The 19,099-nt window shown below is 62.2% G+C and carries 22 protein-coding genes and 1 tRNA gene; 12 read left to right on the top strand and 11 right to left on the bottom strand.

The window, feature by feature from the left end; genetic code table 11:
* Positions 1 to 4: 4 nt before the first annotated feature.
* Together THI_RS12200 and hslO are read left to right on the top strand one after the other, a co-directional pair.
* Positions 5 to 532, top strand: a complete 528-nt coding sequence (locus THI_RS12200) for a gamma carbonic anhydrase family protein (RefSeq protein ID WP_013106561.1) — start codon at positions 5 to 7, stop codon at positions 530 to 532.
* A complete protein-coding gene (hslO, locus tag THI_RS12195) occupies positions 529 to 1,470 on the top strand; it encodes an Hsp33 family molecular chaperone HslO (protein WP_013106560.1) in 942 nt (313 codons plus the stop codon). Before THI_RS12200 ends, hslO begins: the two co-directional genes overlap by 4 nt.
* Positions 1,471 to 1,503: 33 nt before the next feature.
* Here the strand turns inward: hslO and ftsB are convergent, their stop codons facing one another.
* From ftsB to THI_RS12150, 9 genes are all read right to left on the bottom strand, one after another.
* Positions 1,504 to 1,803 carry a cell division protein FtsB gene (gene ftsB, locus THI_RS12190; protein WP_013106559.1) on the bottom strand — a complete coding sequence of 100 codons (300 nt, stop codon included), beginning with the start codon at positions 1,801 to 1,803 and terminating at the stop codon, positions 1,504 to 1,506.
* Between the two features lie 24 nt (positions 1,804 to 1,827).
* Complete coding sequence (eno, locus tag THI_RS12185) at positions 1,828 to 3,111, bottom strand: phosphopyruvate hydratase (RefSeq protein ID WP_013106558.1); 1,284 nt, start codon at positions 3,109 to 3,111, stop codon at positions 1,828 to 1,830.
* Positions 3,112 to 3,160: 49 nt separating this feature from the next.
* Complete coding sequence (locus THI_RS12180; protein WP_013106557.1) at positions 3,161 to 3,448, bottom strand: DUF1330 domain-containing protein; 288 nt, start codon at positions 3,446 to 3,448, stop codon at positions 3,161 to 3,163.
* A gap of 5 nt (positions 3,449 to 3,453) precedes the next feature.
* The gene (gene kdsA / locus THI_RS12175; protein ID WP_013106556.1) at positions 3,454 to 4,320 is read right to left on the bottom strand and encodes a 3-deoxy-8-phosphooctulonate synthase; all 867 of its coding nucleotides are present in this window, start codon (positions 4,318 to 4,320) and stop codon (positions 3,454 to 3,456) included.
* 15 nt (positions 4,321 to 4,335) lie between these two features.
* The gene (locus tag THI_RS12170) at positions 4,336 to 5,985 is read right to left on the bottom strand and encodes a CTP synthase (protein WP_013106555.1); all 1,650 of its coding nucleotides are present in this window, start codon (positions 5,983 to 5,985) and stop codon (positions 4,336 to 4,338) included.
* Positions 5,986 to 6,013: 28 nt separating this feature from the next.
* Positions 6,014 to 6,865, bottom strand: a complete 852-nt coding sequence (locus THI_RS12165; RefSeq protein WP_013106554.1) for an alpha/beta fold hydrolase — start codon at positions 6,863 to 6,865, stop codon at positions 6,014 to 6,016.
* A gap of 16 nt (positions 6,866 to 6,881) precedes the next feature.
* The gene (locus tag THI_RS12160; RefSeq protein ID WP_013106553.1) at positions 6,882 to 7,331 is read right to left on the bottom strand and encodes a GatB/YqeY domain-containing protein; all 450 of its coding nucleotides are present in this window, start codon (positions 7,329 to 7,331) and stop codon (positions 6,882 to 6,884) included.
* 156 nt (positions 7,332 to 7,487) lie between these two features.
* A complete protein-coding gene (gene rpsU, locus THI_RS12155; protein WP_013106552.1) occupies positions 7,488 to 7,700 on the bottom strand; it encodes a 30S ribosomal protein S21 in 213 nt (70 codons plus the stop codon).
* A gap of 226 nt (positions 7,701 to 7,926) precedes the next feature.
* Positions 7,927 to 9,165, bottom strand: a complete 1,239-nt coding sequence (locus tag THI_RS12150; protein ID WP_013106551.1) for a BaiN/RdsA family NAD(P)/FAD-dependent oxidoreductase — start codon at positions 9,163 to 9,165, stop codon at positions 7,927 to 7,929.
* Between THI_RS12150 and tsaD the strand changes: the two genes are divergently transcribed.
* On the top strand, positions 9,164 to 10,192 hold the full coding sequence (gene tsaD, locus THI_RS12145; protein WP_013106550.1) for a tRNA (adenosine(37)-N6)-threonylcarbamoyltransferase complex transferase subunit TsaD: 1,029 nt from the start codon (positions 9,164 to 9,166) through the stop codon (positions 10,190 to 10,192). The genes THI_RS12150 and tsaD overlap by 2 nt on opposite strands.
* 13 nt (positions 10,193 to 10,205) lie before the next feature.
* On the opposite strand, the gene THI_RS12140 is transcribed toward tsaD, so the two are convergent.
* Complete coding sequence (locus tag THI_RS12140) at positions 10,206 to 10,973, bottom strand: metallophosphoesterase (protein WP_013106549.1); 768 nt, start codon at positions 10,971 to 10,973, stop codon at positions 10,206 to 10,208.
* A gap of 180 nt (positions 10,974 to 11,153) precedes the next feature.
* Positions 11,154 to 11,612, bottom strand: a complete 459-nt coding sequence (locus tag THI_RS12135; protein ID WP_013106548.1) for an Hsp20/alpha crystallin family protein — start codon at positions 11,610 to 11,612, stop codon at positions 11,154 to 11,156.
* 382 nt (positions 11,613 to 11,994) lie between these two features.
* On the opposite strand from THI_RS12135, the gene rpsO reads away from it, so the two are divergent.
* The 9 genes from rpsO to THI_RS12090 all read left to right on the top strand — a co-directional run bounded on the left by rpsO (position 11,995) and on the right by THI_RS12090 (position 19,073).
* Positions 11,995 to 12,264 (top strand): 30S ribosomal protein S15, encoded by a 270-nt coding sequence (gene rpsO / locus THI_RS12130; RefSeq protein WP_013106546.1) that lies wholly within the window; start codon positions 11,995 to 11,997, stop codon positions 12,262 to 12,264.
* Between the two features lie 275 nt (positions 12,265 to 12,539).
* Positions 12,540 to 14,699: a polyribonucleotide nucleotidyltransferase gene (pnp, locus tag THI_RS12125; protein ID WP_013106545.1), complete on the top strand. Its 2,160-nt coding sequence runs from the start codon at positions 12,540 to 12,542 to the stop codon at positions 14,697 to 14,699.
* 14 nt (positions 14,700 to 14,713) lie between these two features.
* Positions 14,714 to 15,694: an NAD(P)H-quinone oxidoreductase gene (locus THI_RS12120; RefSeq protein WP_013106544.1), complete on the top strand. Its 981-nt coding sequence runs from the start codon at positions 14,714 to 14,716 to the stop codon at positions 15,692 to 15,694.
* Between the two features lie 38 nt (positions 15,695 to 15,732).
* Complete coding sequence (gene tpiA, locus THI_RS12115) at positions 15,733 to 16,482, top strand: triose-phosphate isomerase (protein ID WP_013106543.1); 750 nt, start codon at positions 15,733 to 15,735, stop codon at positions 16,480 to 16,482.
* 70 nt (positions 16,483 to 16,552) lie between these two features.
* Entirely contained in the window at positions 16,553 to 16,978 is a 426-nt protein-coding gene (secG, locus tag THI_RS12110) for a preprotein translocase subunit SecG (RefSeq protein WP_013106542.1), read from the top strand.
* A gap of 370 nt (positions 16,979 to 17,348) precedes the next feature.
* Positions 17,349 to 17,433: transfer RNA gene (locus THI_RS12105), tRNA-Leu, on the top strand.
* Positions 17,434 to 17,489: 56 nt separating this feature from the next.
* Positions 17,490 to 17,849, top strand: a complete 360-nt coding sequence (locus THI_RS12100; RefSeq protein WP_013106541.1) for an NADH-quinone oxidoreductase subunit A — start codon at positions 17,490 to 17,492, stop codon at positions 17,847 to 17,849.
* 72 nt (positions 17,850 to 17,921) lie between these two features.
* Positions 17,922 to 18,398 (top strand): NuoB/complex I 20 kDa subunit family protein, encoded by a 477-nt coding sequence (locus THI_RS12095; protein WP_013106540.1) that lies wholly within the window; start codon positions 17,922 to 17,924, stop codon positions 18,396 to 18,398.
* A 45-nt stretch (positions 18,399 to 18,443) separates the two neighbouring features.
* Positions 18,444 to 19,073: an NADH-quinone oxidoreductase subunit C gene (locus THI_RS12090; protein WP_013106539.1), complete on the top strand. Its 630-nt coding sequence runs from the start codon at positions 18,444 to 18,446 to the stop codon at positions 19,071 to 19,073.
* Positions 19,074 to 19,099 lie beyond the last annotated feature (26 nt).

Raw genomic sequence — 19,099 nt, 5'->3', positions numbered from 1 at the left:
CATCATGCCAATTTACCAATTCGCCAGCTGGCGCCCCGAGATCGCCGCCGATGCCTATGTGGCGCCGGGCGCGCAGGTCATGGGCAAAGTGCGGCTGCTACCGCGTTCCAGCGTGTGGTTTTCGGCCGTGCTGCGCGGTGACAACGAACTCATCGAGATCGGAGAGGATTCGAATGTGCAGGATGGTTCGGTGCTCCACACCGACCCCGGCTATCCGCTCACGGTAGGGCCGCGCGTCACCATCGGCCATCAGGCCATGCTGCATGGCTGCACCATCGGCGAGGGCAGCCTGATCGGCATTGGCGCGGTGGTCTTGAATGGCGCGCAGATTGGCCGCAATAGCCTGGTGGGTGCCGGCGCCTTGGTCACCGAGGGAAAAGTGTTTCCCGATGGGGTGCTGATTTTGGGTGCGCCCGCACGCGTGGCGCGCGAACTCACGCCCGAGGCCATTGCCGCGCTGAAAGGCAGTGCCGAACACTACGTTGAGCGCGCCCAGCGCTTTGCCCAAGAACTTCAACTAATGCATTCATGAGCGATCAACTCGTCAAATTCATGCTGGGCACGGGCCATGTGCGCGGCGTCCTCGTCCGTCTGGAGTCCACCTGGGCCGAGTTGCAGAGGCGCCGCACCTATCCGCAGGAGGTCGCCGCACTGGTGGGGCAGATGGCGGCAGCCAGCGCCTTGCTCGCGGGCAGCCTGAAATTCGATGGCGCCTTGATTTTGCAGATTCAGGGCGACGGGCCGCTTAAGCTCGCTGTCGCCGAGTGTCAGCCCGACTTCGGGTTGCGGGCAACGGCCAAGATGGCCGACGATTTGCAGGAGGCTGTGGCCTTGCCCCAAGACCTGGCGTCGCTGGTCAATCCAGATGGCAAAGGACGCTGCGCCATCACCCTCGATCCGCGCAATCCCGAATCCGGCCTGCAGCCCTACCAAGGCATCGTGGCGCTGACCGATGAGCAGGGCCAGACGCTGCCGTCGCTCGCTGCCATGCTGGAACAGTATCTGGCGCAATCGGAGCAGATCGACTCGCTGCTTCTGCTGGCCAGCAACGATGAGGCTGTGTGCGGTTTGCTGCTGCAACGTATGCCCGGTGAGAAACAGACCGCCGAGGGGGCGGAACAACCCGACGAAGACTTTCAGCGTGCCCGCCATCTGGCGGCAACCTTGACTTCCGATGAACTGTTGCAGCTCGCGCCCGAGAAAGTGCTCAGGCGCCTGTTTTGGGAAGAGGATGCCCGGGTTTTCGAGCCGAAGACCCCGCGTTTTCACTGCACCTGTTCGCGTGATCGCGTTGTGGGCATGTTGCGCATGCTGGGGCGCGAGGAGGTGGAGTCGATTATCGCGGAGCGCGGCGAGGTGGATGTTCGCTGCGAATTCTGCGGTCAGGGCTATGCCTTTGATGCCATCGATGCGGCTCAGGTGTTTGTCAACACCCTGGTTCAACCGCCGGTGGCTTCAATACGTCATTGATGCGTCACAGAGAGGGCTGCGCCGGGCCCCTTTTTATCGGGCGCTGGCGCTGGCCGCCCGCGCGGGCGGCACGATCTGCACAAAAATCTCGTCGGGCTTGACCATGCCCATTTCGCGACGGGCCTGGTCTTGAACACCGCCAAGACCGGCTTTCAGGTCGTGGACCTCGGCGGCCAGGCGGTCGTTGTCCTGCTGGGCCAGCGCGTTGGCCTGCTCTTGCTGGCTCAGCTGATTTTCCAGCCGCTGCACCGCGAACCAGCCCCGCTCGCCGAACCACAGCGGCCACTGCAGCAACAGCAGCAAACTCACGAGCAGAACGGTGACCCAGCGCATGACGATCGGCCGCGTGCGGTGAAATCAGCGCAGGTTGTAGAACACGTCGCGGCCGAGGAAGCGGGCGGTCTCGCCCAGGTTTTCTTCGATGCGCAGCAACTGGTTGTACTTGGCGATGCGGTCGCTGCGCGACAGCGAGCCGGTCTTGATCTGCCCGGCATTGGTGGCCACGGCGATGTCGGCGATGATGCTGTCTTCGGTTTCGCCGGAGCGGTGCGAGATCACGGCGGTCCAGCCTGCGCGCTTGGCCATTTCGATGGCGGCGAAGGTCTCGGTCAGAGTGCCGATTTGGTTCACCTTGATCAGAATGGAGTTGGCCAGCTTGTCGGCAATGCCGTTTTTCAGGATGGAGGTGTTGGTGACAAAAATGTCATCGCCCACCAACTGCACCTTCTTGCCCAGACGGGAGTTGAGCAGCTTCCATCCGTCCCAGTCTTGTTCGGCCAGGCCGTCTTCGATGGACACGATGGGATATTTGCCCAGCCAGTTGTTGTAGAAATCGACCATTTCCTCGGTGGATAGCACCAGGCCTTCGCCTTCGAGGTGGTACTTGCCGTCCTTGTAGAACTCGCTCGAAGCCGGGTCGAGGGCGATGGCGATCTGCTCGCCCGGGCGGTAGCCCGCCTTCTCGATGGCTTCGACGATGAGTTGCAGCGCGGCTTCATGGTTGGCCACGTTGGGCGCGAAGCCGCCTTCGTCGCCCACGGTGGTCGGCAGGCCGCGATCATTCAGGATGCCCTTGAGCGCGTGGAACACCTCGGCGCCGTAGCGCAGCGCTTCGTGGAAGTTGGGCGCGCCCACCGGCATGATCATGAACTCTTGCATGTCCAGGCTGTTGTTGGCGTGGGCGCCGCCGTTGATCACGTTCATCATCGGCACCGGCAGCTCGCGCGCCGAAAAGCCGCCGAGATACTGGTAGATCGGCATGCCGGCTTCTTCGGCCGCCGCCTTGGCCACGGCCATGCTGACGGCCAGGATGGCATTGGCGCCCAGGCGTGACTTGTTGTGCGTGCCGTCGAGGTCGATCAGAGTCTGGTCGAGGAAGGTTTGCTCGGTGGCGTCCAGGCCCATCACCGCTTCGGTGATTTCGGTGTTGATGTGCTCAACCGCGCGCAGCACGCCTTTGCCGCCGAAGCGCGACTTGTCGCCGTCGCGCAGCTCCATGGCTTCGCGCGTGCCGGTGGAAGCGCCCGACGGCACGGCGGCGCGGCCGATAAACCCGGTTTCCAGCACCACGTCGCATTCGACTGTGGGATTGCCGCGGCTATCGAGGATTTCGCGGGCGGTGAGGTCAACGATGGCACTCATGGAGACTCCTGTCAGGGAATGTGAGAAAAGATGGGAACAAAGATAGGTTTTAGACGCCTTGCACGGCGATCATGCGCATGGTGGCGGCACCGGCACGCGCCTGCCGCGCCAGCAGATACTCGGCGCTGTCGTAGAAACTGCGCGCCGCTGCAAGGTCTGGAAACTTCAGCAGCACGATGCGAGTAGGCGACCAGTCGCCTTCGAGTACCTCGACCGCGCCGCCGCGGATGCAGATCTCTGCGCCATGCGCCGCGATGGCCTGGGACGACAACACCTTGTATTGCTCGTACTGCTGGGGGTTGGTCACATCGACGTCGGCGATGATGTAGGCGCTCATGGGGATTAGTTGAAGTGGGTTTCGAGGAAGCCGCGGCGCTTGACTGCGGCGTCGATGTCTTTGAGGCTTTCGAGCAGGGCGCGCATGTGGTGCAGCGGCACCGCGTTGGGGCCGTCGCTCAGCGCATGGGCCGGATCGGGGTGGGTCTCCATGAAAACGCCCGCCACACCCGCGGCAATGGCCGCGCGGGCGAGCACCGGAACGAACTCGCGCTGTCCGCCGGAACTCGTGCCTTGGCCGCCGGGCAGTTGCACCGAATGGGTGGCGTCGAAGACGACGGGGCTTTGCGTTTCGCGCATGATGGCCAGCGAGCGCATGTCAGAGACCAGATTGTTGTAGCCAAAGCTCACGCCACGTTCACAGGCCATGAACAAGGTGTCAGGATGCCCCGCCTGTGCGGCGGCGGCGCGCGCCTTGGCGATGACGTTTTTCATGTCGCCCGGCGCGAGAAACTGGCCTTTTTTGATGTTCACCGGCTTGCCCAGGCTGCTGACCGCATGAATGAAATCGGTCTGGCGGCAGAGGAAGGCCGGCGTCTGCAGCACATCGACGATCTCGGCCACACGCGGGGCCTCTTCGGCGGTATGTACGTCGGTGAGAACGGGCACGCAGATGTCGCGCCGCACCTTGGACAGAATTTCCAGACCCTGCTCCATGCCGGGGCCGCGAAACGACGCTCCGCTCGAACGATTGGCCTTGTCGTAGCTCGATTTGAAGATCAGCGGGATGTCGAGGGAACGGCAGATGTCGCGCAACTGCCCGGCTACATCCATTTGCAACTGCTCGGACTCGACCACGCAGGGGCCGCTGATGAGAAAGAACGGCTGATCGAGGCCGACGGGAAATCCGCAAAGAGTTTGTGGAGTGGGCATGGCGAGGCGTGCGGATCAGGCGTTTGCGGCGTGGCGTTGCAGGGCGGCCTGAATGAAGGCCGTGAACAGCGGGTGGCCGCCCCAGGGCGTCGATTTGAATTCCGGGTGGAACTGCACGCCGACGAACCACGGATGCACGGTTTGCGGCAACTCGATGATTTCGGTGAGGTGCTCGCGCTGCGTGATGGCCGAGATGACCAGCCCGGCTTTTTGCAGGGTAGCCAGATAGTGCTCGTTGGCCTCGTAGCGATGGCGATGACGTTCGGTCACCACATTGCCGTAGATGCTGTGAGCGAGGGTGCCCGGTTTCACATCGGAGCTTTGGGCGCCCAGCCGCATGGTGCCGCCGAGATCGGATCCGGCGTGACGCTTCTGCACGCTGCCGTCGCGGTCGAGCCACTCGTCGATCAGCGCGATCACGGGCTGCGGGGTGTCGGGCTCGAACTCGGTGCTGTTGGCTTGCGGCAGCCCAGCGACGTGGCGGGCGAATTCGATGGTGGCCACCTGCATGCCCAGACAGATGCCCAGGTAGGGAATGCGGTGCTCGCGCGCATATTGCGCGGCAAGAATCTTGCCCTCGACGCCGCGCTTGCCGAATCCGCCGGGCACGAGCACGGCGTCATAGCCGTCGAGCTGAGCGATGTTGGTCGGCTCTAGGGTTTCCGAGTCGAGATAGCTGATCTCGACGCGCGAACTGGTCTTGATGCCGGCGTGGCGCAAGGCTTCGTTGAGCGACTTGTACGAGTCCGACAGATCGACGTACTTGCCCACCATGGCGATGCGCACGGTGTGCTGCGGATGTTCGAGCGCCTGCACCAGATCGTTCCAGACCTTGAGGTTGGCAGGAGGCGCCGTGATGCCCAACTTTTCACAAATGATGTCGTCGAGATGCTGCTGGTGCAACATTTGCGGAATCTTGTAGATCGTGTCCACGTCCCACACCGAAATCACCGCGTCTTCGCGCACGTTCGAGAACATGGAAATCTTGGCACGCTCATCGTCGGGAATTGGGCGGTCGGCGCGGCACAGCAAGGCGTCGGGCGAGATGCCGATCTCGCGCAGTTTTTGCACGCTGTGCTGCGTGGGCTTGGTCTTGAGTTCGCCAGCGGCCGGAATGTAGGGCACGAGGGTGAGGTGAACAAAGGCACAGTCGCCCCGCTTCATGCGCAGGCTCATCTGCCGCGCGGCTTCGAGAAAAGGCAGGGATTCGATGTCGCCCACCGTGCCGCCGATTTCCACCAAGGCGACATCCACCGCGTCAGCGGTGCCCTCGCCAGCGCCGCGACGAACGAAATCCTGAATTTCGTTGGTGATGTGCGGAATCACCTGCACCGTCTTGCCGAGGTATTCGCCGCGACGTTCCTTGCGCAGCACGCTGTCATAAATCTGGCCGGTGGTGAAATTGTTCACCCGCCGCATGCGGGTGGTGATGAAGCGCTCGTAATGCCCCAGATCGAGATCGGTCTCGGCGCCGTCTTCAGTGACGAAGACTTCGCCGTGCTGGAAGGGGCTCATGGTCCCTGGATCGACGTTGATGTAGGGATCGAGTTTGATGAGGGTGACTTTGAGGCCGCGCGATTCGAGAATCGCGGCAAGAGATGCGGATGAGATGCCCTTGCCTAAGCTGGACACCACTCCGCCGGTGACGAACACATATTTGGTCATAGCCGCGACGAATGCCGGTAAAAGTGCATTATAGGGAGCAGGTTTTGAGACCTGGATGACAGGCGTTGCTGGCAAGGTCGAAAGCCCGCTCGATCAGGCGTGCGGTCTGCTGCGGCGCCTCGAACGGGAACAGGTGCGAGCCATCGATCCACTGCAGCCGGTCTTGCGCCAAGCGCATCGTGGTCTGCATTCCGGCCATGCGGATTTCGCGCGATGATCGTCCACCGATGAAACTCACCGGCACGGGAAAGGGCTCGCGCGCCAGGGCGCCGAGCTGGTGCGGCAGGGTTTTGTAGATACGGTATTCGATGTCGCGCTCGAAGGCCAACGCCCGGCCCTGCGGATCGGCCCGGGTGCCGAACGCGCAGTAGTCGCCCAGCATTTCCGGGTCCCATTGTGCAAAGGCGGTTTTCGAGGAGAAATGGGTGCGCACGGCGTCAACGTCGGGCCAGCGCGTGCGCCGTCGTTTGGCCGCCGCAGCGGGCGAGAATCGCTCGCCCAGCCCGGTGCGTTTGGACAGCCAGAGCAGCCGCGCGCGCCAGCCAGACACCACGGGCGAGTCGAGCAGAATGACCTGCTGCGCCAGTTCGGGGCGGGCATGTGCGGCCATCAGACTCAAATAGCCCCCCAGCGAGTGCCCGACCAGTACGGCAGGCTCGCCGTGGCAATCGCGCTGCAGGTAATCGATCAGTTGCTGCGCCAGCGGCTTCCAGCCATCGCGCACGGGATACCGGGCGTCGTGACCGTAAATGGGCACGGCGCGCACCCGAAATGCCGGTTCGAGCGCCTGAAACAGCTTGCGATACACCGGAGCGGGAAAGCCGTTGGCGTGGGAGAACACCAACAAAGGGCGCGAACTGGCGTCGGAGCTTGGCTTCACGGCGCCGTACCCGGAATCAGGCGCCGCTGAGCAGGGCTTTGGCGCGGGCTGCAGCCAAAGCCATGTCGGCCCGACCGGCAAGCTGCGTCTTGAGCGGGCCCATGAGCTTGCCCAAATCTTGCGGGCCGCTGGCGCCGGTTTGCGCCATCAGCGCGCGGATCTCGGCGTCAATGGCGGCGGCGTCCAGGCGTGCGGGCAGGTAGCGTTCGAGAACGACGATTTCGGCGGCCTCTTTGTCCACCAGATCCTGGCGCCCGGCCGGGGTGAATTGCGCAATCGCGTCGCGGCGTTGCTTGATCATTTTGTCGATGATCGCCACGATGGCCGCGTCGTCCAACTCGATGCGTTCGTCGACTTCTTTCTGTTTCATCGCGGCCATCAGCAGGCGAATGGCGCCAAGCAGCGGCGCATCTTTGGCGCGCATGGCGGCCTTCATGTCATCCTGAATACGGTCTTTGATTGTCATGGTGAGTCCAATGCAAAAAGCCCGCATCGATGGGCGGGCTATGAGGCGAGCTGCAGATGCGCGTTGCTGCCTTGCGCATTCCGTTGCGGGCGCCAGACAAAACAAAAGTCAGCGCGCGGAAACGAAAAAAATCAGCGGAAAATCAGGCGGGTGGAATCAGTATTTGCGCTCGGGCAGCGTTTGGCTGCGGATACGCTTGTAGTGGCGCTTGACCGCGGCGGCCTTCTTGCGCTTGCGCTCTGCGGTCGGCTTTTCATAAAACTCGCGAGCGCGCAGTTCGGTGAGCAGGCCGAGTTTTTCGATGGTGCGCTTGAAGCGACGCAGTGCGACGTCGAACGGCTCGTTTTCTTTAACGCGAATGGTGGTCATTGATGAGCTTCAATCCAATGTAGGCAGGCCAGGTGGGTTTGTCGTGCTGCCGCTGTCGTTGTCGTACTAGACGTTTCAACGACGCGGTTCAACTGCTTGGGTACTGGGCTGCGTGGGCCAAACTCGCAGCAGCCAAGCCTAGTGTGGCCTGCCGTGTCGAGGAGTAAAACCTAAAGATTATATGCCCTAATTTTGAAGGCAACAAATACCCAGCCACAAGACGGCATCAGAGCGCCTGCGCGCAGGCGGCGGCGGAACTCCAGGCCCACTGGAAGTTGTAGCCGCCAAGCCACCCGGTGACGTCGACGACTTCGCCGATGAAATGCAGCCCCGGGACATCCATCGCCATGAGAGTCGATGACGAGAGTGCGCGGGTATCGATGCCTCCGGCGGTGACCTCGGCTTTGCGCCAGCCCAGCGTGCCGCTGGGCAGCACGGGCCAGGCGTGCCAGTGTTGCCAGAGGGTTCGCAGCGCTTTGTCGCTGAAATCAGCCATGCGACGGTCAGCGTCGCCGGTCTGTGCGCACAGGGCGTGGGCCAGGCGTTGCGGCAGGTGTTGGCTGAGTTCGCCTGCGAGGGTGCGCCGATTGCCCTGCTTGGATTGAATCCACGCCGCTTCGGAGACTTCGCCCATCAGGTTGATCCGCAGCGGTTTGCCCGCTTGCCAGTAACTCGAAGACTGCAGGATCGCCGGGCCGCTGAGTCCGCGGTGGGTAAACAACAAGTCTTCGCGGAAATTGACGGTGCGATGCTCGTAGTCCGTCTGAATGTCCACCTCGAGCGAGACGCCGCTGAGGTCGGCAAACGGGGCCCACAATGCCGGATCGAATGCCAGCGGCACCAGGGCAGGGCGGGGCGGGACGATCGGCAGGCCGAATTGCTCGGCGAGTTGATAGCCGAACGGACTGGCGCCAATCTGCGGAATCGACAACCCTCCGGTGGCGACAACCAGGGCGTCAGTGCTCACCCAGCCTTTTGCGGTGCGCACGCGAAAGCCGGGGGCGGCGGCTTCGACCGCTTCCACCGCGCACGGTTGCCAGTGTGTCACCTGGCCTGCTGCGCATTCTTCAAGCAGTGCGGTGATGAGTTGCTCCGCCGAGTCATCGCAAAACAGCTGTCCCTTGTGCTTTTCGTGAAAGCCGATGCGGTGCTTGCGCAGCAGCGCGATGATGTCTTGCGGCCCGTATCGGGAGAGCGCCGATTTGCAGAAATGCGGGTTGCCTGAAAGGAAGTTTTCAGGGCGCGTGTGCAGATTGGTGAAGTTGCAACGCCCGCCGCCGGAGATGCGGATTTTCTCGGCGACCTTGGGCCAATGGTCGAGCAACAGCACGCGCCGCCCACGGTGTCCGGCCAGTGCGGCGCAGAGCAGCCCGGCTGCGCCCGCACCGATGATGACGGCGTCGAAGCGGGGCTGATGAGATGCGGAGGAGCGGAAGGTGGTTGGGAAGGCTAGACTGCCGGGCATGCTGGTTCTTGGAATTGAAACGTCGTGCGATGAAACCGCCGCCGCACTGTACGACACCGATGCGGGTCTGCGCGGTCACGCGCTGCATTCGCAGGTCGATATGCATCAGGCCTATGGAGGGGTGGTGCCTGAGCTGGCCTCGCGCGACCATATCCGCCGCCTACTGCCTTTGACCGACCTGGCTCTCAAGCAGGCCGGGGTGCGGCTGGATCAGGTGGACGCCATCGCCTACACCCGCGGGCCGGGGCTGGCAGGGGCGCTGCTGGTCGGGGCGGGCGTGGCCTCGGCTTTGGGCATGGCGCTGGGCAAGCCGCTGATCGGGGTTCATCACCTCGAAGGGCATCTGTTGTCTCCCCTGCTTTCGAAGCAGCCGCCTGCCTTCCCCTTCCTCGCGCTGCTGGTGTCTGGCGGGCACACCATGCTGCTCGATGTGCAGGCCTTCGGTCAGTACGCCCTGCTGGGCGAGACGGTCGATGATGCGGCCGGCGAGGCTTTCGACAAATCGGCGAAATTGCTCGGGCTGGGTTATCCCGGCGGGCCGGAACTGGCCCGGCTCGCAGCCTTCGGCAATCCGGCCGCGTTCGATCTTCCGAGACCGAAAATGCACAGCCCGGATCTCGACTTTTCGTTTGCTGGTTTGAAAACCGCCGTGCTTACGCGGGTGCGCGGCCTGGGCTCGAATCTGTGCGAACAGGCTCGGGCCGATCTGGCCGCAGCCGCGCAAGAAGCGATCACCGATGTGCTGGTGCACAAAACCGCGCGCGCGCAGCAAGCGACAAAAAGAAGGTCGGTGGTCGTCGCGGGCGGCGTGGGCGCGAACCGGCAATTGCGGGAGAAACTGGCTGCGACGCTGTCGGCGCGCGGTGTGGCCTTGTTTTTTCCCGAATTGGAATGGTGCACCGACAACGGCGCGATGATTGCCCTGGCCGGCGCCCTGCGCTTGCAGGCGCACCCGGAAGCGGCCCGTGCGGCCGGGCCGTTCGATGTGCTGCCGCGCTGGGATTTGACGCAGATCGGGGCGGCCTAAAAGCCGTTTCGGGCTAGATTTCCCACACGCCTTGCGGCTGAAAGTCGCTGTCCTCGCCCTTGCTCGCCAGACCGCGGGCGTTGCACACCACTCGCGAAGCGCCCACCCGGTAGTCGTGCCGACAGTGCAGATGGCCGTGCAGCCACAGTGTGCTGTGTGGAATCAGATCGTCATAGGCGTTGCAGAAACTCGCCGTCGAGGCGTTGACGGGATAGCGCGCGTCGTTGCTGCGCAGGCTGGGCGCGAAATGGGTGATGACCAGAGTGGCGTCGTCTGCATCCGAGAGATGGGCGGGATTGGTCAGTTGATCGCGCAACCAGTCACGGCAAACCAGCCCTTCTTCGCGTAGCTCGGCCACGCCCATGGGTTTGCCGTGGCGTGTGGCGCATTGCACCTGTTCGGCAAAGTAGCGAGCTGCGCGCATGCAGCGCTCGATGCCCTCGGCGCCGAACAGCTCGAAATCATTCCACAGCGTGGTACCCAGCACCCGGATGGTGCGTCCCTGGTGTTCGATTCGAGTCTGCTCGCGGTGCAGCATGGTGAAGCCCAGACGGTCGCAGCGCTCGCGCAACGCGTCCAGGGCTTGATCAAAATCCTTGTGGTCATGCTCGTGGTTGCCAGGCACGTAAATGACCGGTACCGGCCAGTCGCGGAACAGGTCGATCTGGGTGTGATGGGCATCGATATCGCCCGCAAGAACCAACAGATCGGCATCGGGCGCGGGTTGCGGCGCGAAGGTCTCGGTTTCCAGATGCAGATCGGACAGAAGTTGAAGGCGCATAGCGCGGTGATCGGTGCGTTGATGGGTTTATTAACGCACTGTAAACCCGTTCGCGCCGTTTGCCCGCGCCGAAGCGCCACGAAAATACGCAGGCTGTGAACAAATCCACAGCCTGCGTGCTGGCGCTGCAAGCGCTTGACCGTTGGGAGCGGCGGTGCGCTGCCGTTCCCAACGGGCGACTTACTTCACCGCAATTTGCTGAATTACGGCTTGTGCTTTGCGCGGCAGGGTGAGGGTGAGCACGCCGTTTTCCAGCTTCGCTTCTGCAGCGGCGGCGTCTAGCTCGGCGGGCAGTTCAAAAGAGCGATAAAACTGGCTTGCGCTGCGTTCGCGGTAGATCACCTTGCCGCCCTCAGTCTTCTCGTCTTCCTTCTTCGACTCGGCCGAGATGGTGACGCGCGGGCCATCAATCTGGATTTTGACCGCGTCTTTTTCGATACCCGGAAGATCGGCGTGGACGGTATAGCCCTTGTCGGTCTCGGTCACATCCATGCTGAGCTTTTTCAAGGCCTGATCAGGACTGTCGCTCGCGGCGAAAAAGTCGCGGAATGCCTGATCGAACAGCCGACCAAAAACAGGCTCCAAACCGCTGCTATAGAGAGAAGAACGGCTGGATGGGGTAGTAATGGAATAAGCCATGAGGATTCTCCTTAAGAAATAGGGGATCGAAGCCCCGATAACCAGGATATGCCGCCAGTGTGACAGTTTTCAAGTTCCCCAATCGCGCCCCAGATCTGCCGCGTTCGCGTCAGGTCCCCCGAGGGGGATGAGGCCCGCGGCTCCAAGCTGCCCTGTGGCAGCTTGGACGGAGCCGAATCCGAGCGGCTTGCAAGCTGTGAGGTGGACAAGAAAACTTGGGGGCGGCCCTGCGTGTTCTCATGAGTGCTGCGAGGTTGTAGGTCAGGCTGTGCGTCGATTCAAGTTGTGGCGATTTCAGTTCAGGTTAGAATCAGCGGCTTTTCATCTTCACGGCGCGGGATGGTTTCTTCTGCGTTCGCGTGTTCTCTACTAGGAAACTGACATGTCTGTTGCAGAAATCAACAAGGCGCAAATCGTCGCCGACAATGCCCGTGGTACGGGTGATACCGGATCTCCGGAAGTGCAGGTCGCTTTACTGACCGCGCGCATCAATCATCTGACCGATCACTTCAAAACGCACGCCAAAGATCATCATGGTCGTCGTGGCCTGCTCAAGATGGTGAGCCGCCGTCGCAAGTTACTCGACTACCTGAAAGACAAGGACGCTGATCGTTATCGCGCCCTGATCGCCAAGCTCAGTCTGCGTAAGTAAGTGCCTGCTTTGCAAGAACGCCTGTGTGAGTTTGTCGGCACAGGCGTTTTTTGTATGGGCGTTGTGGTTTGCAAGGTTTGAAGCGTCGCGCCTCTGATGGGGTGCGGCGTGGGTTTCAAGGGGGCGGTGTGACCCGTGTCATTCCACCGACGCGCCGGGTAGCCGGGCGTCGCTGGAATGGCATCACTCCGCCAGGTTTTTAACGGGCGCTGCTCGTGGCGATCTTCGACCCTCAGGACGAAGACCGCAGTTGCGCCTTGATCAAGGAGTTAGCCATGTTCAACAAAGTCGTCAAAACCTTCCAGTGGGGACGCCATCAAGTCACGATGGAAACGGGCGAGATTGCGCGCCAGGCCAGCGGTGCGGTGCTGCTCAATATGGACGATACCGTGGTGCTCGCCACGGTGGTGGGCGCGCGTACGGCCAAGGCGGGGCAGGATTTTTTCCCCCTGACCGTCGATTACATCGAGAAGACCTATGCGGCGGGCCGCATTCCCGGTGGCTTTTTCAAGCGGGAGGGCCGCCCCAGCGAAAACGAAACGCTGACCTCGCGTTTGATCGATCGCCCGATCCGCCCCTTGTTTCCTGAGGGGTTTTTCAACGAGGTTCAGGTGGTGGTGCATGTGCTGTCCATCAACCCGGAGGTCGAAGCCGATATTCCGGCCCTGCTGGCTTCGAGCGCCGCGCTGGCGGTGTCGGGCTTGCCGTTCAATGGCCCGGTGGGCGCCGCCCGCGTGGGGTATGTCAACGGCAACTATGTGCTCAACCCCAGCCGCGCCGAACTGGCCGACAGTCGCCTCGAACTGGTGGTGGCGGGTACGGAATCGGCCGTGCTGATGGTCGAGAGCGAGGCCGATCAGTTGTCTGAAGAGGTCATGCTCGAAGCCGTGATGTTCGGCCATGCGCAGTTCCAGACGGCGATCAACGCCATCCACGAGTTGGTGCGCGATGGCGGCAAACCCGCCTGGGACTGGGCCGCGCCCGAGAAAGATCAGGCGCTGATCGACCGCATTCAGGCGCTGGCTGGTGACGATATCCGCGCCGCCTACAAAATCACCCAGAAGCAGGCGCGCACGCAGGCCTTGCGCGAAGCGGCGGCCAAGGTGCATGCCGGTTTGGCCGAGGCGGGTATCGCCGCTGATGCGGCCAAGGTCGACGGCATCCTGTTCGACATGGAAGCGCGCATCGTGCGTGACCAGATTCTCGCGGGCGAGCCGCGCATCGATGGTCGCGACACCCGCACCGTGCGTCCTTTGAGCATCCGTACTTCGGTGTTGCCGCGCACGCATGGCAGCGCACTGTTCACCCGCGGTGAAACCCAGGCTTTGGCCGTGGCTACGCTGGGCACCGACCAGGATGCGCAGATCATCGATGCGCTGGGCGGCGAATACCGCGACCGCTTCCTGCTGCACTACAACATGCCGCCGTTCGCCACGGGCGAGACGGGCCGTGTGGGCACGCCCAAGCGCCGCGAAATCGGCCATGGTCGCCTGGCCAAGCGCGCGTTGCTGGCGGTGCTGCCGAAAAAAGAAGACTTCGCCTACACCATGCGCGTGGTGTCGGAAGTAACCGAGTCCAACGGCTCTTCGTCCATGGCCTCGGTGTGCGGCGGCTGCCTAGCACTGCTCGACGCCGGTGTGCCGCTGAAGGCGCATGTGGCCGGCATCGCCATGGGCCTGATCAAGGAAGGCAACCGCTTTGCGGTGTTGACCGACATTCTGGGCGATGAAGATCACCTCGGCGACATGGACTTCAAGGTGGCGGGTTCGGCTTCGGGCGTGACCGCGCTGCAGATGGACATCAAGATTCAGGGCATCACCCGCGAGATCATGCAGGTGGCGCTGGCACAAGCGCGCGAAGCCCGCATGCACATCCTGGGCGTCATGCAGCAGGCAGTCGGCGGTGCGCGTGAAGAGGTTTCGCAGTTCGCGCCGCGTCTCTACACCCTGAAGATCAATCCCGAGCGCATCCGCGATGTCATCGGCAAGGGCGGCGCCACCATTCGTGCGCTCACCGAAGAAACCGGCACGCAGATCAACATCGGCGAGGACGGCACCATCACCATCGCCTCGACCGACGCCGACAAGGCCACTATCGCCAAGCAGCGCATCATCGACCTCACTGCCGAAGTGGAAGTCGGTCAGGTGTATGACGGCGCCGTGGTCAAGATTCTCGATTTCGGCGCCCTGGTGAACGTGCTGCCGGGCAAGGATGGTCTGCTGCACATCTCGCAGATCGCCAACGAGCGCATCAACAAGGTGAGCGACTTCCTGCAAGAGGGCCAGAAGGTTCGCGTCAAGGTCATCGAAACCGATGACAAGGGCCGCTTCCGTCTGTCGATCAAGGCACTGCTGGGTGAGGATTCCTCCTCAGCGCCTGCGCAGCCGGTCGTGGCACCCGCTGCCGCCGAGGCCGACCTTGAGCCGGGCGTCTGATTGCTACGGGTTTCATGCGCGCCATCGAAATCTCCCAGCCCGGCGGACCTGAAGTCCTGCGTTTTTGCGAGCGGCCCATGCCGCAAGCCGGCGCGGGCGAGGTGTTGCTGCGCGTGCGAGCGTTCGGCGTCAACCGACCCGATGCCTTGCAGCGGCGCGGTCTGTACCCGCCGCCTGCGGGTGCGCCCGACCTTCCGGGGCTGGAAGTCTGCGGTGAAATCGTCTCGGGCGATCTGGCGGGAACCGATTTGCACCAGGGCGATCTCGTCTGCGCGCTCGTCGCCGGGGGAGGCTACGCCGAATATTGCGTGGCGCCCACTGGCCAGTGCCTGCCCTTGCCGGACGGGCTGAGTGCGGAGGAGGGCGCTGCCCTGCCGGAAACTGCATTCACCGTCTGGCACAACGTGTTCGAGCGTGGGCGCTTGCAAGCCGGTGAGATGCTGCTGGTGCAGGGGGGTAGCAGCGGGATTGGCACGATGGCCATTCAATTGGCTGTGGCTAGCGGCGCTCGCGTCGTCGCCACGGCTGGCTCTGACGAAAAATGTGCCGCCTGCCTCCAACTCGGCGCTGAACTGGCCATCAACTATCGCACGCAGGATTTTGTCGAGGCCGTACAGGCGCACACAGCAGAGCGTGGCGCCGACGTCATTCTGGACATGGTGGCGGGCAGCTATCTCGCCCGTGAGCAGCGTTGCCTTGCAGAAGAGGGGCGGCTCGTGGTCATCGCCGTGCAGGGGGGCGTGAAGGCCGAAATCGATGCCGGTCTGCTGATGCGCAGGCGTCAGACCCTTACCGGCTCGACTTTGCGCGCGCGCAGCGTGGCCTTCAAGAGCGCCGTTGCGCAGGCCTTGCAAAAAACAGTTTGGCCCTGGATCGAGCAAGGTCGTGTGCGACCTGTGATCGACGCGGTATTCCCCGCCGAGGACATCGTGCAGGCGCACCAGCGCATGGAGCAAGGGCAACACATTGGCAAACTCGTGCTGCGCTGGTCTTGAACCGCGCGCCGTAAAACGACATCAGACAGGAGCAAAGCATGCGTCAGCAATTCGTCGCAGGAAACTGGAAAATGCATGGCAGCCTGGCGAGCAATGCCGCGCTGCTGGCCGAGGTTCTTGCCGGCGTAGGAACCGCGCGTTGTGAAGTGGCGATCTGCGTGCCCTATCCCTATCTCTCTCAAGTGCAACAACTGCTGCAGACCAGCCAGGTTGCGCTCGGGGCGCAGGATTGTTCGGTGCATCAAAGTGGCGCACACACGGGCGAAGTGTCCGTGAGCATGCTGCAGGATTTTGGCTGCCGCTATGTCATCGTCGGCCACTCCGAGCGCCGTGCCGATCATCATGAATCCGATGTGCTCGTCGCGGCCAAGGCCGAGCGTGCGCTCGAAGCGGGTATGACGCCTATCGTTTGCGTGGGAGAAACACTGGCTGAGCGGGAGTCGGGGCTGACCCGTGCCGTGGTGCTGCGTCAGTTGCTGGCGGTCACCCATCTTTTGCGAGAGCAGACATCGCGCATCGTCGTGGCTTACGAACCCGTCTGGGCGATCGGCACGGGCCGCACGGCGACCCCGGAGCAGGCGCAAGAAGTGCACGCTGTGCTGCGGGAGCATCTGCGCACGGTGAGCGAAGCCGCTGCGGGTGTGCGGATTCTGTACGGCGGCAGTGTGAAGCCCGACAATGCGGCGGTGTTGTTTTCGCAGGCCGACATCGATGGCGGCCTGATCGGTGGGGCGTCGCTCAAGGCGGCCGATTTTCTGGCGATCGCCGCGGCAACGCGCCAAGACTGATTGATTCGCAGGTTCGTCCTGCTTTGTGAAGTGAAGTTGTAAATCGCGCCTGGCGCGGATGAGTGCACAAATGCAAATTCTTTTGACCTTGACTCTGGTGGTGCAGATCCTGTCTGCGCTGGTGATGATCGTTCTGGTGTTGATGCAGCACGGCAAGGGCGCCGATATGGGCGCCTCTTTCGGCTCTGGTGCGTCGGGCAGCCTGTTCGGGGCAACCGGTTCGGCGAATTTTTTGAGCCGCAGCACAGCGGTTGCCGCCACACTGTTTTTCGTTACCACGCTGATGATGGCGTATTTCGGCAACCGCGCCAATTCCGGCGATGGCGGACTGATGGAAAAACTCGCTGCGCCCGCGCCCGTTGCCTCGGTTGCAGCGCCCGCGAAACCAGCGGGCCCGATCAGCGAAATTCCTGGGGTGCCGAGCGCGGTGAGCAAGGCTTCGCAAGCCACCACGCAGCCCAAGACGGCCGCGTCTGCGGCGTCCGCGAGCCGGTAAATTCGCGTGTCATGCACCATCGCTCATCATTGATGGTGCATCGCAGCAAACACAGGCTCTGCGACTTGTCAATCTGATCTGTAGTTGAGCATTGCGTTAGAGCAATATCCGACCGTTGCGTGTTGCTTCGCTGTATTGGAAGCATGTAAGATTCTTTTGTTTTGCAAATCCGGTAACAAACAAGATACGGGGCGGCAAGGGTAAGGTAAGCGCGCCTTATGAAGCGCTTTAAGCTGCCGCGCTGAAGATAGGCCACACAACGGCGATGATCCTCATGATCGCTGTGGACTGTCCGTAAAAAGTTTTGTTGCGCTGGGCCACTTTCGCCGTGCAGGTCAAGCGGTGGTGTTCAGGTGGTATCCGGTTTTGAGCCGACGTGGTGGAATTGGTAGACACGCTATCTTGAGGGGGTAGTGGCGAAAGCTGTGCGAGTTCGAGTCTCGCCGTCGGCACCAAAAGATTGAAGGGCAGGGTGTGAATCCGCCCGAATAACAACAGGAGATGGAGTGCGATGAACCTTGAGCAGTATCTGCCGGTGTTGTTGTTCATCCTGGTGGGCATTGGTGTGGGCGTGGTGCCCCAACTGCTCGGTTACCTGATCGCTCCGCGTCATCCCGACGCCGAGAAAAACTCCCCCTATGAGTGCGGCTTCGAAGCGTTCGAAGACGCGCGGATGAAGTTCGACGTGCGCTACTACCTCGTCGCTATTCTCTTCATCCTGTTCGACCTTGAAATCGCCTTCCTGTTTCCCTGGGCCGTCGCCCTGAAAGACATTGGCCAGATTGGTTTCTGGGCGATGATGATTTTTCTCGCCATCCTCACGATAGGCTTCATTTACGAATGGAAAAAGGGAGCGCTCGATTGGGAATGAGTCCCTGCGACATAGACTCGTGGTTGGGCTTGCCCTACAGCGCTAATCTGAATCGATGAGGAGTAAAGCATCATGAGCATTGAAGGCGTTCTGCAGGAAGGTTTCATCACGACTTCCGCAGACAAGCTGATCAACTGGACGCGCACCGGCTCGCTCTGGCCCATGACCTTCGGTCTGGCCTGCTGCGCGGTGGAAATGATGCATGCAGGTGCTGCGCGCTATGACCTGGACCGCTTTGGCATCGTGTTTCGCCCCAGTCCGCGTCAGTCCGACTTGATGATCGTGGCCGGCACGCTGTGCAACAAAATGGCCCCCGCACTGCGCAAGGTCTACGACCAGATGGCCGAGCCGCGCTGGGTGCTCTCCATGGGCTCTTGCGCCAACGGCGGCGGCTATTACCACTACTCTTACTCGGTGGTGCGTGGGTGTGACCGCATCGTGCCGGTGGATGTGTATGTGCCGGGCTGCCCGCCGACTGCCGAAGCGCTGCTTTACGGGCTGATCCAGTTGCAGAACAAGATCCGCAGAACCGAAACGATCGCGCGCTGAACTGCCTTCTAAAACGCGCCCTCATTCACTTCGCAAATCGATGCCATGACCAGCAAGCTCGAACAACTCGACACCGCGCTGCGCGCCGCATTGGGCGAGCGCATTGTGGCCTTGCAGGCCAGCGTGGGCGAACTCACCCTGGACGTTGCTCCGGCACATTACCGCGACGTTTGTCTGGCTCTGCGCGATGACGCCGAACTGCATTTCGAGCAACTCATCGATCTTTGCGGCGTCGATTACGCGCAATATGGCAATGCCGTGCGCGACGAGGCTGGCCGTTTCATGGTGGTCGTGCACCTGTTGTCGCTCAAGCACAACTGGCGATTGCGTGTGCGCGTGCGCTGTGCCGACGATGATCTGCCGCTGGTAGCCTCGATCAACGACATCTGGAACTCGGCCAACTGGTTCGAGCGCGAGGCCTTCGATCTCTACGGCATCATTTTTGAAGGCCACCCGGATTTGCGCCGCATCCTTACCGATTACGGCTTCATTGGCCATCCCTTCCGTAAAGACTTCCCGCTTTCCGGCACGGTGGAAATGCGCTACGACCCCGACAGCAAGCGCGTGATCTACCAGCCTGTCACCATTGAACCCCGCGAGATCACTCCGCGTGTCATTCGCGAGACGGGCTATGGGGGTCTGGGCGGTGTCAGTCGCGCAGGTCTGGGGCGCTGAGCTCGGGGTACTGCTTAGGGCACTGA

The sequence above is a fragment of the Thiomonas arsenitoxydans genome, from assembly GCF_000253115.1.
In the GTDB taxonomy this organism is placed as follows: Bacteria; Pseudomonadota; Gammaproteobacteria; order Burkholderiales; family Burkholderiaceae_C; genus Thiomonas; species Thiomonas arsenitoxydans.
Note: the sequence above shows the minus strand (reverse complement) of the source record. Positions and strands in the feature narration are given on the sequence as shown.